Source organism: Rhizobium laguerreae (genome assembly GCF_002008165.1).
Lineage (GTDB): Bacteria > Pseudomonadota > Alphaproteobacteria > Rhizobiales > Rhizobiaceae > Rhizobium > Rhizobium laguerreae.
In genome coordinates this window covers 222,042-238,035 of the sequence record NZ_MRDM01000020.1, presented here as the reverse complement: position 1 = coordinate 238,035, position 15,994 = coordinate 222,042, and the positions used below count along the sequence as shown (strand labels likewise).

At 62.4% G+C, this 15,994-nt stretch carries 14 protein-coding genes and 2 pseudogenes; 10 read left to right on the top strand and 6 right to left on the bottom strand.

Features of this window, described 5'->3' with window-relative positions; genetic code table 11:
• Nucleotides 1–16: 16 nt before the first annotated feature.
• The gene (locus BS630_RS27015) at nucleotides 17–1,531 is read left to right on the top strand and encodes an ABC transporter substrate-binding protein (RefSeq protein WP_077979836.1); all 1,515 of its coding nucleotides are present in this window, start codon (nucleotides 17–19) and stop codon (nucleotides 1,529–1,531) included.
• An 84-nt stretch (nucleotides 1,532–1,615) separates the two neighbouring features.
• On the opposite strand, the gene yghU is transcribed toward BS630_RS27015, so the two are convergent.
• Both yghU and BS630_RS27005 read right to left on the bottom strand, forming a co-directional pair.
• Nucleotides 1,616–2,491: a glutathione-dependent disulfide-bond oxidoreductase gene (gene yghU, locus BS630_RS27010; RefSeq protein ID WP_077979835.1), complete on the bottom strand. Its 876-nt coding sequence runs from the start codon at nucleotides 2,489–2,491 to the stop codon at nucleotides 1,616–1,618.
• Between the two features lie 193 nt (nucleotides 2,492–2,684).
• The gene (locus tag BS630_RS27005) at nucleotides 2,685–3,587 is read right to left on the bottom strand and encodes an NAD(P)-dependent oxidoreductase (RefSeq protein ID WP_077979834.1); all 903 of its coding nucleotides are present in this window, start codon (nucleotides 3,585–3,587) and stop codon (nucleotides 2,685–2,687) included.
• Between the two features lie 161 nt (nucleotides 3,588–3,748).
• Between BS630_RS27005 and BS630_RS27000 the strand changes: the two genes are divergently transcribed.
• The 3 genes from BS630_RS27000 to BS630_RS26990 all read left to right on the top strand — a co-directional run bounded on the left by BS630_RS27000 (nucleotide 3,749) and on the right by BS630_RS26990 (nucleotide 5,600).
• Nucleotides 3,749–4,216, top strand: coding sequence for a universal stress protein (locus BS630_RS27000; protein ID WP_077979833.1), 468 nt, complete (start codon nucleotides 3,749–3,751; stop codon nucleotides 4,214–4,216).
• 143 nt (nucleotides 4,217–4,359) lie between these two features.
• The gene (locus tag BS630_RS26995) at nucleotides 4,360–5,274 is read left to right on the top strand and encodes a DnaJ C-terminal domain-containing protein (RefSeq protein WP_077979832.1); all 915 of its coding nucleotides are present in this window, start codon (nucleotides 4,360–4,362) and stop codon (nucleotides 5,272–5,274) included.
• A gap of 2 nt (nucleotides 5,275–5,276) precedes the next feature.
• Nucleotides 5,277–5,600, top strand: coding sequence for a chaperone modulator CbpM (locus tag BS630_RS26990; protein ID WP_077979831.1), 324 nt, complete (start codon nucleotides 5,277–5,279; stop codon nucleotides 5,598–5,600).
• 13 nt (nucleotides 5,601–5,613) lie between these two features.
• Here BS630_RS26990 and BS630_RS26985 read toward each other — a convergent pair whose 3' ends face one another.
• Genes BS630_RS26985 through BS630_RS26975 form a run of 3 tightly spaced genes read right to left on the bottom strand, consistent with a single transcriptional unit; the run spans nucleotide 5,614 to nucleotide 7,786 of the window.
• Nucleotides 5,614–6,543 carry a phosphatidate cytidylyltransferase gene (locus BS630_RS26985; protein ID WP_020047717.1) on the bottom strand — a complete coding sequence of 310 codons (930 nt, stop codon included), beginning with the start codon at nucleotides 6,541–6,543 and terminating at the stop codon, nucleotides 5,614–5,616.
• Nucleotides 6,540–7,160 carry a lysophospholipid acyltransferase family protein gene (locus BS630_RS26980; protein ID WP_077979830.1) on the bottom strand — a complete coding sequence of 207 codons (621 nt, stop codon included), beginning with the start codon at nucleotides 7,158–7,160 and terminating at the stop codon, nucleotides 6,540–6,542. Before BS630_RS26980 ends, BS630_RS26985 begins: the two co-directional genes overlap by 4 nt.
• Nucleotides 7,157–7,786: a CDP-alcohol phosphatidyltransferase family protein gene (locus BS630_RS26975; protein WP_167383837.1), complete on the bottom strand. Its 630-nt coding sequence runs from the start codon at nucleotides 7,784–7,786 to the stop codon at nucleotides 7,157–7,159. Before BS630_RS26975 ends, BS630_RS26980 begins: the two co-directional genes overlap by 4 nt.
• 216 nt (nucleotides 7,787–8,002) lie before the next feature.
• On the opposite strand from BS630_RS26975, the pseudogene BS630_RS26970 reads away from it, so the two are divergent.
• The 6 genes and pseudogenes from BS630_RS26970 (at nucleotide 8,003) to BS630_RS26945 (ending at nucleotide 15,234) form a co-directional block, all read left to right on the top strand.
• A pseudogene (locus tag BS630_RS26970) lies at nucleotides 8,003–8,989 on the top strand (BMP family protein).
• Between the two features lie 8 nt (nucleotides 8,990–8,997).
• The gene (locus BS630_RS26965; RefSeq protein WP_077979828.1) at nucleotides 8,998–10,410 is read left to right on the top strand and encodes an amidase; all 1,413 of its coding nucleotides are present in this window, start codon (nucleotides 8,998–9,000) and stop codon (nucleotides 10,408–10,410) included.
• The gene (locus tag BS630_RS26960) at nucleotides 10,407–11,939 is read left to right on the top strand and encodes an ABC transporter ATP-binding protein (RefSeq protein ID WP_077979827.1); all 1,533 of its coding nucleotides are present in this window, start codon (nucleotides 10,407–10,409) and stop codon (nucleotides 11,937–11,939) included. The genes BS630_RS26965 and BS630_RS26960 overlap by 4 nt, the downstream gene beginning before the upstream one ends.
• Nucleotides 11,929–12,978, top strand: coding sequence for an ABC transporter permease (locus BS630_RS26955; RefSeq protein ID WP_077979826.1), 1,050 nt, complete (start codon nucleotides 11,929–11,931; stop codon nucleotides 12,976–12,978). Before BS630_RS26960 ends, BS630_RS26955 begins: the two co-directional genes overlap by 11 nt.
• Nucleotides 12,975–13,918, top strand: a pseudogene (locus BS630_RS26950) (ABC transporter permease). The gene BS630_RS26955 and the pseudogene BS630_RS26950 overlap by 4 nt, the downstream one beginning before the upstream one ends.
• Nucleotides 13,919–13,944: 26 nt before the next feature.
• The gene (locus BS630_RS26945; RefSeq protein ID WP_077979825.1) at nucleotides 13,945–15,234 is read left to right on the top strand and encodes an amidohydrolase family protein; all 1,290 of its coding nucleotides are present in this window, start codon (nucleotides 13,945–13,947) and stop codon (nucleotides 15,232–15,234) included.
• 61 nt (nucleotides 15,235–15,295) lie between these two features.
• Here the strand turns inward: BS630_RS26945 and BS630_RS26940 are convergent, their stop codons facing one another.
• Nucleotides 15,296–15,994: a ribonuclease activity regulator RraA gene (locus tag BS630_RS26940; protein WP_077979824.1), complete on the bottom strand. Its 699-nt coding sequence runs from the start codon at nucleotides 15,992–15,994 to the stop codon at nucleotides 15,296–15,298.

Genomic DNA, 15,994 nt, shown 5'->3' with positions numbered 1-15,994 from the left:
CGAAGGGAACGAACACATGACAAACAGGTGGAAATCAATCGGGCTTGCAGCCTTGCTCGTCGGTCTGACGCTCAGCGCAAGCTATGCCGAGGCCGCCGGTGTACTCACCATCGGCCGCCGCGAGGATTCGACGACATTCGATCCGATCAAGACCGCGCAGAACATCGACAACTGGGTGTTCTCCAACGTCTACGACGTGCTGATCCGCGTCGACAAGACAGGCACGAAACTGGAGCCGGGTCTTGCCGAAAGCTGGACCACCTCGGATGACGGGCTGACCTACACGTTCAAGATCCGCGATGCAAAGTTCTCGGACGGTTCGCCGCTGACGGCGGAGGACGCGGCCTACAGCCTGCTGCGCATCCGCGATGACGCGGCCTCGCTCTGGAGCGATTCCTACAAGGTGATCGACACGGCCGTGGCGACCGATGCGCACACGCTGACGATCAAGCTCAAGAACCAGTCCGCGCCGTTCCTTTCGACGCTGGCGCTGCCGAATGCCTCGGTCATCTCCAAGAAGGGCATGGAATCGCTAGGCGCCGATGCCTATGGCGAAAAGCCGATCGCATCCGGTGCCTTCGTGGTCGAGGAATGGCGGCGCGGTGACCGCGTCATCCTGAAGAAGAACCCGAATTTCTGGCAAGCCGACCGCGTCAAGCTCGACGGCGTCGAGTGGATCTCGGTGCCTGACGACAATACCCGCATGCTGAACGTTCAGGCCGGCGAGCTGGATACGGCGATCTTCGTGCCCTTCTCCCGCGTCGAGGAGCTGAAGAAGGACCCGAATCTCAACGTTGGTATCGACGCTTCGACCCGTGAGGACCATCTGCTGATCAACCATGCGCATGGCGCGCTCGGCAAGAAGGAAGTCCGTCAGGCGCTTGATATGGCGATCGACAAGAAGGCGATCGTCGATACCGTCACCTTCGGCCAGGGCACGGTCGCCAACTCCTACGTTCCGAAGGGCGCGCTCTATTATTATGCCGACAATTTGCAGCGCCCCTACGACCCTGAGAAGGCCAAGAAGATGCTGGCGGATGCCGGTGTCTCCAACTTGACGCTGAACTATCTCATCCGCGCCGGCGACGAAGTGGACGAGCAGACGGCAGTGCTTGTCCAGCAACAGCTCGCCAAGGCCGGCATCACGGCGAACCTGCAGAAGGTCGATCCAAGCCAGGAATGGGATATGACGGTTGCCGGTGATTACGACATCTCGGTCAACTACTGGACGAACGACATTCTCGATCCGGACCAGAAGACGACTTTCGTTCTCGGCCACGATTCCAATAACAACTATCTGACCAACTACAAAAACGAGGCGGTGAAGGAACTGGTCGCCAAGGCCCGTCTCGAGCTCGATCCGAAGAAGCGCGAACAAATGTATGTCGATCTGCAGAAGATGGCCAAGGTCGACGTCAACTGGATCGACCTCTATTACAGCCCCTATATCAACGTCTCGCGCAAGAATATCGAGAACTTCTACCAAAACCCGCTCGGCCGCTTCTTCCTGGAAGACACGGTCAAGAACTGAGTTCGGGCAGTATGCTGAAGCTCCGTCGCCGTAAAGGCGGCGGAGCTTCATTGATTGCTGCGACACTTGGCTGGGGCCGCTTGCTTACTCGGCGGCCGCGAGCTTGTCCTGCGTCCTGGTGTCGAAGTCGCTGGCGTCGTGGCGCTCGTGCAACTGACTCGATGGCTCGCCGGAGAGGCGGTTGACCATGCGGCCGCGTTGCACGGCCGGCCTGCTGTGGATGGTGTCGGCCCAGCGCAGCACGTTCTTATAGTCCTCGACCTTCAGAAACTCGGCTGCACCGTAGGTCCAGCCCTTCACCAACCCGCCATACCAGGGCCAGACGGCAATATCGGCGATCGTATATTGGCTGCCTGCCAGATACTCGCTTTCGGCAAGGCGACGATCGAGCACGTCGAGCTGACGCTTCACTTCCATGGCGAAGCGGTCGATCGCATATTCGATCTTTGTCGGCGCATAGGCGTAGAAATGGCCGAAGCCGCCGCCAAGATAAGGCGCGCTCCCCATCTGCCAGAACAGCCAGGACAGGCATTCGGCCCGCGCGCTCGGCTCGGTCGGCAGGAAAGCGCCGAATTTTTCGGCGAGATAGGTGAGGATCGCACCGGATTCGAAGACGCGGATCGGCTTTGGCCCGCTGCGGTCCATCAGGGCCGGTATCTTGGAATTGGGATTGACGGCGACGAAGCCGCTGCCGAACTGATCGCCATCGCCGATCTTGATCAGCCATGCGTCATATTCCGCACCTTCATGGCCAAGGGCCAGCAGTTCCTCGAGCAGGATGGTGACCTTCTGGCCGTTCGGGGTGCCGAGCGAATAGAGCTGCAGCGGATGGCGGCCGATCGGAAGCTCCTTCTCATGCGTCGGTCCCGCGATCGGGCGGTTGATGCTGGCGAATTGGCCGCCATTCGCCTTGTTCCAGGTCCAGACCTTCGGGGGTGTGTAATCGGAAGAACCGCTCATCTTTCAAAACTCCTGATATTGGTCAGACAGAGCGCGGCGTCAGTTTGGCCGCCGCATTTTTCCTGACATAGCAGAGGCGATAAGGTTTTGTCAGAGGTGTCGGAGCGGCTTCACACAATCGTCAGAGTGTTGGCCAAGCCCATGGCTCTACCCATCATATTCGGTTGCTGCGACGATTGCTCGACCATCGCGATCAGTTTTCGGTTCCAGAGAAAGCGATGATCTCGTCCAGCTGCCCGACGAGCACGCGGCTGCCCTCGACGTCGGTCGCCATCCTGGAGAAGACGTCCGCCATGCCGCGGAAGATGGTCGCGGCCGGATCATCCTCGCCAAGGAAATCGGCAATCTCCTGCATTTCGGCAACCCACCGATAGGCTTTCGGATACATGTCGGGAATGGATCTCGACAGCTTGCGGTCGATGTCGGGAAGGCTTTCGGAGAGCTCCGCCTTCAGGCTTTCGGCCGCACCGGAACGCGATGCGGCGAGCAGCATGGCGGTGCCGAGGCCGACAAATCCCTTGTTGATGCCGGCATAACACATCTTCAGTGCCGAGGCGGCGCCGAGCGGCCCGTCGAGCCTGCGGATCCGCAGGCCGCAATCCTCGAGCGGCCGGCTCCGCTCCGCGGTATCGCCACTGATATAGATGGTCGGACCTGATGTGCCGGGGACCGGCGGCCCGCCGATGATCGCCCCATCAACCACTTCCACGCCGCTGCCTTCGAACCGTGCCGCCAAAGCCTGCATCGTTTTCGGCGCAATCGCGTTGAGGTCGATCAAGGGCGGCGGCGCTTGCATCCCCGACGATATGTCCGCGACGAGGTCGGCGACCTTGATCGCCTCCGCCGGTGGAACGATCGACAGGATCAGCTCGGCCTTCGTCAGCTCCCGGCGGCCGACCGGCACCATGCCGGCTGCCTTTGCCCGCGCTATCGTCTGCTCGCTCCTGTCCTCGAGATAGGTCAGCACAGCAGCGCCATGGTCGATCAGCCGTCTGGCGACGGCACTTCCCATCGCACCCGATCCGATTATCGCAAAATTCGGCATGTGAACCTCAATCGATGACGCCATCGGGTTAGAACTGTTGCCGGTGGCCATATCGTCAACTGCGACGATTCAGCCGGAGGTTCGTTCCAAACGAGCTGGCAGCTTCGTGCGCGCTGCCGTTGCGGCACTTTTTCTTGATATTCGTCAATGCCGGGACGGTCGACACCGGTATGATCGGTGCTATCATTCGCATTCGAGGATATGGATTTCAAATGTATCGGACAATCATCTGCGGCATCGGCATGGGTCCCCGCCAAACGGCCAGCCGCCTTCTGCGCCGGGCTGCTGCGCTGATGGACGAAGGCGGAAGCATCGTCGTCATGCACGTCATCGAGAATATCCCCCGCCATCACCTGACGGAGCTTCCCGAGGAATTCGAAACAACCGCCATCGTCGATGCCGAAAAGAAACTGGCATCGCTCTGCAAGGAGCTGGGAATTCCGGCGATGATCGAGGTTCGTATCGGCGTTGCCGCCTCCCTGCTCGTCTCCAGGGCAAGGGAGAAATCGGCCGATCTTATCCTGGTTTCATCCCATGTGACCGATATCACTGACTACGTCTTCTCCTCGATCGTCGACAAGGTCGTGCGCCATGCCGGGTGCTCGGTTCTTATCGACCGGCGCCCCGATCGCGCACAGGAAGGCTCGGCGTCCCCAGCGGAAGACGCGGCGTTGCTCTAGTAAGCTCTGGCTTGCGTGACAGCGCGCTCTTTGTCGGATTGACGTCGATCATAGCGGCCGGCCTCCCCTCCCCGGCGGCGGCTCGACAACCTATATCATTGCCAAGCCAACCAGCGGTATTCGCTGCCCGACCGGAGACATGTATGAGCCAGGATCCCTACGAGCTTCTGGGCGTGAAACGCGATGCGACGCAAAAAGATATTCAAAGCGCGTTCCGCAAGCTCGCCAAGAAACTTCATCCCGACCTTAACCCCGGTGACAAAAAAGCCGAGGAACGGTTCAAGCAAATTTCAACCGCCTACGAAATCTTGAGCGACGAGCAAAAACGCGGACGCTTCGACCGCGGCGAGATCGATATAACGGGCGCCGAGCGGGCGCAGCGCAATTATTACCGCGACTACGCGTCGAAGAGCGGGCCTGGCGATCCCTACCACAACAGCGCCGGCTTTGCCGATTTCAGCGATGCCGACGATATCTTCGCCAGCTTCTTTTCACGTCGTGCCGGCGGCGGCCAGACCCGTGGTCGTGGCCGTGACAGGCAATTTTCCATGGAGGTTGACTTTCTCGAGGCCGTCAACGGCACCAGGACGGAGGTCAAGATGCCGAATGGTCCGGCGCTCGACGTACAGATCCCGCCGGGGACGCGCGACGGCCAGACCTTGCGGCTGCGCGGCAAGGGCGAGCCGGGCATCGGCGGTGGGCCGGTGGGCGATGCCCTGATCGAAATCCGTGTGCGCCCGCACCGCTTCTTTACGCGTGACGGCGACGATATCCGCCTTGAACTGCCGATCTCCCTCAGTGAGGCCGTGCTTGGTGGCAAGGTTCGCGTTCCGACGCCATCGGGACCGGTCAATCTGACACTGCCGCCTCATTCGAACACGGGCAAGATTCTGCGTCTCAAGAGCAAAGGTGTTTCAAAACGCGGCGGCGGACACGGCGACGTCTACATCTCGCTGAAGATCGTGCTGCCCGACGCCTCGGATGAGCGGTTGACGGCCTTCATGAAGGAATGGGCGACGGCAAACTCCTACGATCCGAGAAAGAACATGGAGGCTTGATCATGGATGATCTCGAATTCCGTCTTTACTTGAAAATCGACATCGTCCAGCTCGACTTCTGGATCGAACAGGGTTGGCTGATCCCGGAGACATCAGGCGGCCAGAGGCAATTTCGCGACGCCGACGTCGCCCGCGCCCGGCTAATCCTCGACCTCATGGGAAACATGGGTGTCAATGAAGCCGGCGTCGATATCGTCATGGAGCTGGTGGACGAGTTGCACGGCCTGCGGGGAACGATGGGCAAGCTGATGACCGCCATCGGCAAGCAGGAGCAGGATGTTCAGCGCCGGCTGTTCGAGAGCCTCGAGGAGATCGACCGGTTTTAACCAGAACCAGCTTCTACGTGGTGAACCAATAGCGGACGATGTGGAAGAACAGCGGTGCGGCGAAGGTGATGGAGTCCAGGCGGTCAAGCACGCCGCCATGGCCCTCGATCACATAGCCCCAGTCCTTGGCATTGAGATCGCGCTTGATGGCCGAGAGCACGAAGCCGCCGAAGAAGCCTGCGACGACGATGACCGTGCTGACGGCAGCTGCCTGCAGCGGCGAGAACGGCGTCAGGCGATAAAGCAGCGTTCCCACGAGGATGGCCGAGACGCCGCCTCCGACCAGTCCTTCGATCGTCTTCGACGGGCTGATATTCGGCGAGAAACGATGCTTTCCGAGGAGCTTGCCCCAGACATATTGGAAGACGTCGCTGAGCTGCACGACCACCACCAGATAGACCAGGAGAAGTGCGGACGGCGTGCCGGTCTCCAGCATGAGCAGGGCGGGAGCGTGGCTGATCGAATAGACCGTCAGCATCAATCCCCATTGCACCCTGGCGCTGCGGGCAAGGAATTCGTTGACGTCACCCGTCAAGGTCGCCACCGCCGGCAGGATCAGGAAGGCATAGACCGGAATGAAGATCGCAAACAGGCCGTACCACTCCGTTCCGAGCAGGACATAATGCAGCGGCAGCACAACGAAGAAGGACAGGAAAAGCGCCAGGTGATCGCCGCGCCGCGATGGTGTTAGCGTCCAGAATTCGCGAAGCGCCATAAAGGACAGGAATGCGAACAGGATGACCGTCGCCGTGTCGCCGAGCAGGATCGCGCCGCCGAACACCGCGACCATGATCCACCAGGAGCGGATGCGGGCGTTGAGGTTTTGGACGGTGGCGACTGAACCGGGTTCGGTCGCGCGCCGCTGAAGGATAAAACCGATGGCCGAGGCGACGGCAAGCAGACCGAGGATCGCGGCCAGCACGATGGAGAACAGGCTGGTCATGCGGCATGCCCCCCATCTGCGAGCTCAATGACCGCGGCACGGGCACGGGCCAGGAATTCGGTCTTTTCCTCGCCTGGTTCGACGCGGAGCGGCTTGCCGAAGCGCGCCGTGCAGGTGATCGGGACGATCAGCATGCTTCCCTTCGGCAGGATGCGCTGGAGGTTGTCGAGATGGATCGGCACGAGATCGACATCCGGAAAACGGCAGGCGAGGCGATAGATGCCGCTGCGGAACGGGGCGATCTCCTCGCTGGTGCTTCTCGTTCCCTCAGGAAAAATCAGGATCGAATGTCCCTCCTCGAGCAGACGCTCTACCGGAGCCAGCGGATCGCTGTCCGGCGGAGGCTTGCGGTCTATTAGGACGGCACGCAGGCCTTTCTCCGCGATGAAACGGCGAAAGGCGGTCGTTCCCCAATAATCTCGCGCCGCAACCGGATGGGTCATCCGGCGCACCTGATATGGCAGGGCCGCCATGACGGCGACGGTATCGATATGGCTGTTGTGATTGGCGAAATAGATGCGGCGGCTGGGATCGGGCGCACAGCCGCGCCACTCGCTTCGGGCGCCGACCAGGATACGGACGAACAGCACGAGAAGCCGACGGACGAGCGCGATCATAGTCTCTCCAGGGAACGGGCAAGCGTTATCGTGCGTGTGATGCAGGTGACAAGGCTGCCGGCGGCGATGACCGCGCATGCCAGGATTAGCGACCAGTGGCCGCCTGAAACCAGCGTCTCGACGCTCTGGGCGAGGAGGCCCGCCGTCAGCACCGCCATGCGGCGCTGTTTGGCCATGATACCGCTGAAGTCTTGGGGAAGACCGACCGATCCTCCAAAGACCCTGATATAGGCGGTGAGTGCGGCGAGCAGCGCAGCCAGCCAGCCGAGCCAGCCAAAGCCGCAGGCATAGCCGGCCGCGACGAGAAACAGGCTGTCGGCCACCCGGTCGGGGAATTCATTGTAGAGCGGCCCGCTCTTGGTTTTCTTGCCGCCTTCGATCGCGACCATTCCGTCCAGCAGATTGCAGACCAGCCGCAGTTGCACCGAGATAGCGGCACAAACCATGGCAATCGGATGTGTTGTGAAAACGATGAGTGCTGCGCCTATACCCGCGAATACGACCGATAAAAGCGAAATGCCGTTCGGTGTCGCGCCGCTGCGCGCCAGCCATGCGCTGAGGCCGATAGCCCAGGACGACGACCGGCTCGCGATCGGTCGCCGCGAGGCGCCCTCTTCTTCCCCCATTTTATGTCCCCCAACCCCAATGATCCTTGCATATCCTGCCGACGTCGCCGCGCCAAGACATAACACCTTGTAAATCCAGCCCATAGTCTCCGCGGCTCGACGAGCCGGCGGCGAGTGTGGGTCGAACAGCCTGATTTTTAAGCCTATTTGCTGCTTGACACATTTTTGGGCGCTACTATGATTTTTGAACCAAATGGTAAAAAAGGGGAACATTCAATGACCAAAGAAATGCTGATTTCACGCCGGGCAGTGATCGCGTCGGGCATCGCGCTTGGGATCAGCGGCTTCGCCCCGCTGGCACGCGCGGCTGCGCCGCTAAAGGTTGCCGGCATTCATGCGTCGCCGGTCGAAAATGCCTGGAACTCCTGTCTGCACAAGGCCCTGCAGGACGCGGCCAAGGAAGGCGTGATTGAATATGTCTTCTCCGAAGGCGTCTCCGGCACCGATTATCCGCGCGCCATGCGCGAATATGCCGAACAGGGCAACAAGCTGATTATTGGCGAGGCTTATGCGGTGGAGAAAGAGGCCCGGCAGGTCGCGGCAGATTATCCCGACACCGCTTTTGTGCTCGGTTCGAGCGGCGAGCAGGCCGGCGATAATTTCGGCGTCTTCGGCACCTGGAACCATGACGGCGCCTATCTCGCCGGCATGCTGGCGGGCAAGATGACCAAGTCGAATGTCGTCGGGTCGGTCGGCGCCATTCCGATCCCCGAGGTCAACATGCTGATCAATGCGTTCGCGGCGGGCGTCAAGGCGGTCAATCCCGATGCAAAACACCTCGTCTCCTTCATCGGCACCTTCTTCGATCCACCGAAGGCCCGTGAAGCCGGCCTTGCCCAGATCGACGCCGGCGCCGACATTCTATTTGGCGAGCGTATCGGCACAGCCGATGCCGCCAAGGAACGCGGCATCAAGTCGGTCGGCTCGCTGATCGACTATACGCCGCGTTATCCCGATACGGTGTTTGCCAACGCCATGTGATATTTCCGCCCGATCTTGGACGCTGCGATCGCCGATGTCGCTGCCGGAAAACCGGTCGGCAGGAACTACACGTCCTACGGCCTGATGAAGGAAGGCGGCAGCGATATCGTCTTCGTGAAGGGTGTCGCGCCCGCCGAGGCGGAGGCTGCGATGGAAGCCAAACGGGCGGAGATCAAGGCCGGCACCTTCGAAGTTGCGAAGATGATGGACGAGCCGAAGTAATTCGGCTGATGCAAGGCGATGCGACGGATCTGGCGGCAGCGATCAGGCGTGGCAGCCTGAGCGGTGCGGAGGCGATGCAAGCTTCCCTTGAGGCGGCTGCGCGGCAGGAGCCGCTCGGCGCCATCGCCTATCTCGATGCCGCTATGGGTCTCGCTTCGGCAGAGGACCGCGACCGGGAGCGGCGGAGCGCGCCCAGTCGCTTTGCCGTACGGCCGTTCGCAGGTGTACCGACCTTGGCAAAGGATCTTGGCGGCCCATTCGCCGGGTTGCCGGTGACGGCCGGCTCCCGCCTGTTCGAGAGAAAGGGCGGCGAAGCGGATTCCGATCTCGCCTCGCGTTTTCGCGACGCCGGTTTCTGCCTGTTCGGCCTGACGACGAGCCCGGAATTCGGCCTGTCGCTCGCCAGCGAACCGGCGATCGGGCCCGTCTGTCGCAACCCCCTCGATCCGACACGAACCGCGGGCGGCTCCTCCGGCGGGGCGGCGGCAGCGGTTGCCGCCGGGATCGTCGCGATTGCCCATGCCACCGATGCCGGCGGCTCGATCCGTGTGCCCGCCGCCTGCTGTGGCCTCGTCGGACTGAAGCCGACGCGCGGCGCCATCCCAGGCGGGCCATCCTTCGGCAACCACTTGGCCGGCATTGCGAGCGAACTCGCCGTCTGCCGCTCGGTCCGGGATACGGCGCTGATCTTCGACAGGCTGAGCGGCAAATCGCGAGGACCCTTTCCTGACCCCTCCCCCGTCGATAGCGACAACGGCCGTTTGCGGATCGGGCTGCTTGTCGATACCGGAGCGGCCTATCCGACCGAGGGTGATCGGCTCGCAGCCGTCGAGGCTGCGGCCCGTACAATTGAGGGCGACGGACACGAGATCGTTCCGCTGAGCTGGGCCGACTTCGAATGGAGCGTCGCTGCTGGCGGCCGCGCCTTCGCCGATATCGTCTCCGTCAACCTTGCAGCACTCATCAAGGCGGCGGCACTTGATGAGAGCAAGGCCGAGCCTCTGACGCAGGCCTTCGCCGCACGCGGACGGGCGCTTCCAGCGACTTCGCTCTGGAACACGCTGAATGAGGCCGTTCTGGTGAGCCATAAGCTCTGGGCGCTGTTCGATAGGGTCGATTGCATCGTCATGCCGATGCTATCCTCCGCGCCTCTTGCGATCGGCTCCTTTCCATCAGATCATGCCAACACGGATCTGCATCTCGAGCGGATGACGGCATTTGCGCCGCTTGCCTGCTTCGCCAATATTTCGGGTTTTCCTGCTTTGACACTGCCTTTCGGACAGGATGAGCACGCCATGCCGCTGCCGGTGCAGATCATGGCGCCGATGGGGAACGAGCCGCGTCTGCTGTCGCTTGCCGCTCGCCTGGAGGCCGAGGGGCGGTGGCAGCATCGTTTTCCGGTCGCAGGACTGCCGTCATGACCGGGCCTGTGCTGGAAATTATCGGCGTCAGCAAGCGCTTCGGCGACAATCTCGCCAATGACGATATCTCCATGACGCTTGCAAAGGGGGAGGTCGTCGCCCTGCTCGGCGAAAACGGTGCCGGCAAGACTACGCTGATGAGTATCCTTTTCGGCCATTACATGCCGGATGCCGGCCGCATTCTGATCGAGGGCGCGGAGGTGCCGCAGGGCAAGCCGCGTGCGGCGATCCGCGCCGGCGTCGGCATGGTGCATCAGCATTTTTCGCTCGCACCCAATCTGAGCGTTCTCGAAAATGTCATGACCGGCACGGAAAGATTGTGGTCCTGGCGCTCGGGAACGTCGGCGGCGCGGAAGAAGCTGCTCACAATTTCCGAGCGCTTCGGCCTCAAGGTCGATCCGGATGCCCGCCTTGGCGACCTGTCGGTCGGCGAGCAGCAGCGCGTCGAGATCCTCAAGGCGCTCTACAACGACGCCCGCATCCTGATCCTCGACGAGCCGACGGCGGTATTGACCAATATCGAGGCCGAACGGCTGTTCACGACGCTGAGGGAAATGGCCCGCCAGGGCCTGTCGCTGATCTTCATCTCGCACAAGCTCGACGAGGTGATGGCAGCGGCCGACCGCATCGTGGTCTTACGCGGCGGCAAGATGGTTGCCGAACGCAAGGCGTCGGACAGCAGCAAGGCGGAACTCGCCGAACTGATGGTCGGGCGTCGCGTGACCAGACCCGTGCGCGAGCCGTCGACACCGGGTGCCGTTGCCCTTGAAGCGGCCGATGTGACGGTGCGTATCGGCGGCGTCGACCGGTTGAAATCGATCAGCTTCCGGCTTCACCAGGGCGAGATCCTCGGCATCATCGGCGTTTCCGGCAATGGCCAGGCGGCGCTGGCGCATCTTCTCTCCGGTATCCTGGCGCGCAGTGCCGGCGATCTCATGCTGTTTGGCGAAGCCGTCGGCAATCTCAGTGTCGAGGATGTTGTCGACGCCGGCATCGGCCGCATACCCGAGGACCGCAACGAAGAGGGCGTGATCGGCGAAATGGCGATCTGGGAAAACACCGTGCTGGAGCGCATCACCTCACCGGCCTTTTCGCGCCATGGTCTCGTGAACCGCAAGGCGGGCATGGCCTTCGCGAGCGAAATTATCGACGGCTTCGATGTCCGTGGCGGCGGCCCTGCCATTCGCACCCGGCTGCTCTCCGGCGGCAATATGCAAAAGCTCATTCTCGGCCGCAACTTGCATCGGCGGCCGCGCATCCTGATCGCCGCGCAGCCGGCGCGCGGTCTCGACGAAGGGGCCGTGGCGGCCGTGTACGCACGCCTGCTCGAAGCCCGCCGGCAGGGTACCGCCGTGCTGCTGATCTCGGAGGACCTCGACGAGGTGATCGCGCTTGCCGATCGCATACAGGCAATCGTCGGCGGCCGCCTGTCGCCGCCTGTCGCGGCCGAAGACGCCGACGCCCGCAGGCTGGGGCTGATGATGGCCGGTGAATGGCAGGAAAGCCCAGAGGCCGGCCATGCGATTTGAGCGCCGCGAGCACCGTCCGCTTTACCTGCTGATCGTCACGCCTGTGATCGCGGTGATCGCAGCGCTGGCGTTGGCCGGCATCCTGATATCAATCGCCGGCGCGCCAGTGCTCGATGCCTATTGGCGCATCCTGACCGGTGCTTTCGGCTCGCGGCTGTCGGCGACGGAGACGCTGACGCGAGCAACGCCGCTGATGCTGACGGGGCTTGCCGCCGCCGTCGCTTTCCGGGCGCGGCTCTGGAATATCGGTGCTGAGGGCCAGTTCTACCTCGGCGCCATCGCCGTTGCGGCGGCAAGCTCGAAACTGTTCGGCAATCTTCCCGCCCCTATCCTCATTCCGCTGCTGCTGCTGGTCGGCGCCATTGCCGGCATGGTGCTGATCCTGATCCCGCTCTGGCTCAGGCTGCGCTTCTCGGTCGATGAAGTCGTCACCAGCCTGCTGCTGAATTTCATCGCCGTGCTCTTCGTCTCGATGCTGATCGATGGCATCCTCAAGGATCCGCTGGCCTTCGGCTGGCCGCAGTCGCAATCCGTCAGCGATCACGCCATGCTGCCGAAGCTGATCGCCCGCTCGCGCCTGCATATCGGTTTTGCGATCGCGATCGCACTGGCTGTCGTCGTCCATTTCATCCAGTCCCGCACCGTGTTCGGTGTGCAGTCGCGCGCCGCGGGCCTCAATCCCGGCGGTGCAGTCTTTGCCGGCGTTCCACTCGGCAGAACGTTGGTGAAGGTCGCCTGTCTCTCGGGTGGGCTTGCAGGGTTGGCGGGAGCGATCGAGGTGATGGGCGTCAAGGGTTATGTGACGACCGACCTGTCGCCGGGCTTCGGCTATGCCGGCATCGTCGTCGCCATGCTCGCCAACCTCAATCCACTCGGCGTCGTCTTCGCCGCCATTTTCACCGCCACCATGTTCGTGGGCGCGGACGGCATGAGCCGGGGTCTCGGCATCCCGACCTATATCGCCGATGTCACGGTGGCGCTGTCGCTGCTGACGATGCTGATTGCCTTGTTCTTTACCCAATACAGGATCCGGCGATGATGCAGCTGTTCGACATCATCGCTTCCGCCGGGCTCTGGGCGGCAATCCTGCGGATCGCCACGCCGCTGATTTTCGGCACGCTCGGCGCCTTGCTCTGCGAACGGGCCGGCGTGCTCAATCTCGGCATCGAGGGCATCATGACCTTCGGCGCGATGATCGGCTGGCTTTCCGTGTATCATGGGGCCGATCTCTGGACCGGCCTGTTGATCGCGGCAATCGCCGGCGGCGTCTTCGGTCTGCTGCATGCAGGCCTGACGGTGACGCTCGGTCTCTCCCAGCACGTCTCCGGTCTCGGCGTCACGCTCTTTGCCTCCAGCTTCAGCTATTATGTCTTCCGGCTGATCGTGCCGCTTGCCAATACTCCGCCCACCATCGTGCCGTTCCAGCCGATCACCATTCCCGGTCTCTCGACATTGCCCTTCATCGGGCCAGCCTTCTCACGCAGACGGCGCCGACCTATCTCGCGATCATGATCGCCCTGCTGATGGCCTACATCATCTTCCGCACGCCCGTGGGGCTTGCAATCCGCATGACCGGCGAGAATCCGCATGCGGCGGAGGCCCAGGGCGTCAATCCGATGAAAGTGCGCTACGGCGCGGTCATCGCAGGAAGCGCGCTGATGGGAATGGGCGGCGCCTTCCTGACATTGTCGGCGTTCAACAGCTTTTTCCCGACCATGGTGCAGGGGCGTGGCTGGATCTGCATCGCGCTTGTCGTCTTCGCCTCCTGGCGGCCGGGCCGCGCGCTGTTCGGCGCCCTGCTCTTTGCCTTCTTCGATGCCTTTCAGCTTCGGCTGCAAACCGCGCTGAGCGGGCTTTTGCCCTATCAGCTGTTTCTGATGACACCCTATATCCTTTCCATTGCCGCCCTTGCCGTCATGGCCCGCCGCGCCCGCGTTCCACAGGCGCTGATGCAGCCCTATCGCCGCGGCGAACGCTGAAACCGCCCACATCCAATGAGGCTCCGATGTTCGATCTGATCGTCAGAAATGCAAATCTCCCCGATGGCCGAAAGGGTATCGATATCGGCATCCAGGGCGGCAAGATCATCGCTCTTGAGCGCAATCTCCCGGCGCAGGCGGGGGAAGAAATCGACGCAACCGGCCGGCTGGCCAGTCCGCCCTTCGTCGATCCGCATTTCCATATGGACGCCGCCCTGTCGCTCGGCCTGCCGCGCATGAACGTCTCCGGCACCCTGCTAGAAGGCATCGCGCTCTGGGGAGAGCTGCGCCCGATCGTGACGAAGGAGGAACTGGTCGATCGCGCGCTGCGCTATTGCGATCTGGCGGTGACGCAAGGGCTGCTCTTCATCCGCAGCCATGTCGATACCAGCGATCCCAGGCTTGTGACCGTCGAGGCGCTGATCGAGGTTCGGGAAAAGATCGCGCCCTATATCGATCTGCAGCTGGTCGCCTTCCCCCAGGACGGCTACTACCGCTCGCCGGGCGCGATTGATGCACTCAACCGCGCCCTCGACATGGGCGTCGATATCGTCGGCGGCATTCCCCATTTTGAACGGACGATGGGCGAAGGCACGGCGTCGGTCGAGGCGCTCTGCCGCATCGCCGCCGATCGCGGTCTGCCTGTCGATATCCATTGCGACGAAACCGATGATCCGCTCTCGCGCCATATCGAAACGCTGGCTGCGGAAACCATCCGCTTCGGCCTACAGGGACGCGTCGCCGGCTCGCATCTGACTTCGATGCATTCGATGGACAATTATTATGTTTCCAAGCTTATTCCGCTGATGGCGGAGGCCGAGATCAACGTCATTCCCAATCCGCTGATCAACATCATGCTGCAGGGCCGGCACGACACCTATCCGAAACGCCGCGGCATGACCCGCGTCAGGGAATTGATGGATGCGGGGCTCAATGTTTCCTTCGGGCACGATTGCGTCATGGACCCCTGGTATTCGATGGGATCGGGCGACATGCTCGAGGTCGGCCATATGGCAATCCATGTCGCGCAGATGGCCGGCATCGACGACAAGAAGAGGATCTTCGATGCGCTGACCGTCAACTCGGCAAAGACGATGGGACTTGCAGGCTACGGCCTCGAAAAGGGATGCAATGCCGACCTCGTCATCCTCCAGGCCAGCGACACGCTGGAAGCGCTGAGGCTGAAACCCAACCGGCTGGCGGTGATCCGCCGCGGCAAAGTCATCGCCAGATCGGCGCCGCGCATCGGCGAGCTTTTCCTCGACGGACGCCCGGCACGGATCGACGGCGGGTTGGATTATACACCTCGGTATTGAGGTGCGGTGAAAGCAAAAGGGCCGCGAAGCCGCGACCTCCTCAATCCGCTTGGCCTGGAGCCTACTTCTTCGAGGCCTCGTAGAGCGCCTTTGTTTCCGCGTTCATCGGGTAGAGGCCGGGCAGCGGTACGCCCTCATCGATCCTGGTCATGATCCAGGCTTCCATGCGCTCCTGTTCCGGCGCTTCGGCCAGCACCACCTCGAGCAGATCGGCTGGGATCAGCACCGCGCCGTCCTGGTCGACGACGATAATGTCGTCAGGGAAAACAGCCACGCCGCCGCAGCCGATCGGCTGCTGCCAGGCGACGAAGATGAGGCCGGCGACCGACGGCGGTGCTGCGACGCCACGGCACCAGACCGGCAGGTTGGTGTCAAGCACGCCGGCAAGGTCGCGTACGACGCCGTCGGTGACGAGGGCGGCAACGCCTCTCTTCTGCATGCGGGCGCAGAGGATATCGCCGAAGATGCCGGCATCGGTAACGCCCATCGCGTCGACGACGGCGACACAGCCTTCCGGCATCGCTTCGATCGCGGCGCGCGTTGAGATCGGCGAGGCCCAGGATGCCGGCGTCGCCAGATCTTCGCGAGCCGGAACGAAGCGCAGGGTGAAGGCCGGGCCGACGATGCGCGGCTGGCCGGGCTTCAGCGGAACGGCGCCGCGGATCCAGACGTTCCGCAGGCCCTTCTTCAGAAGAACGGTCGTCAGGGTCGCCGTCGAGACGGTCTTGAGAATTGCTATCGCTTCAGCGCTGAGGGCCAT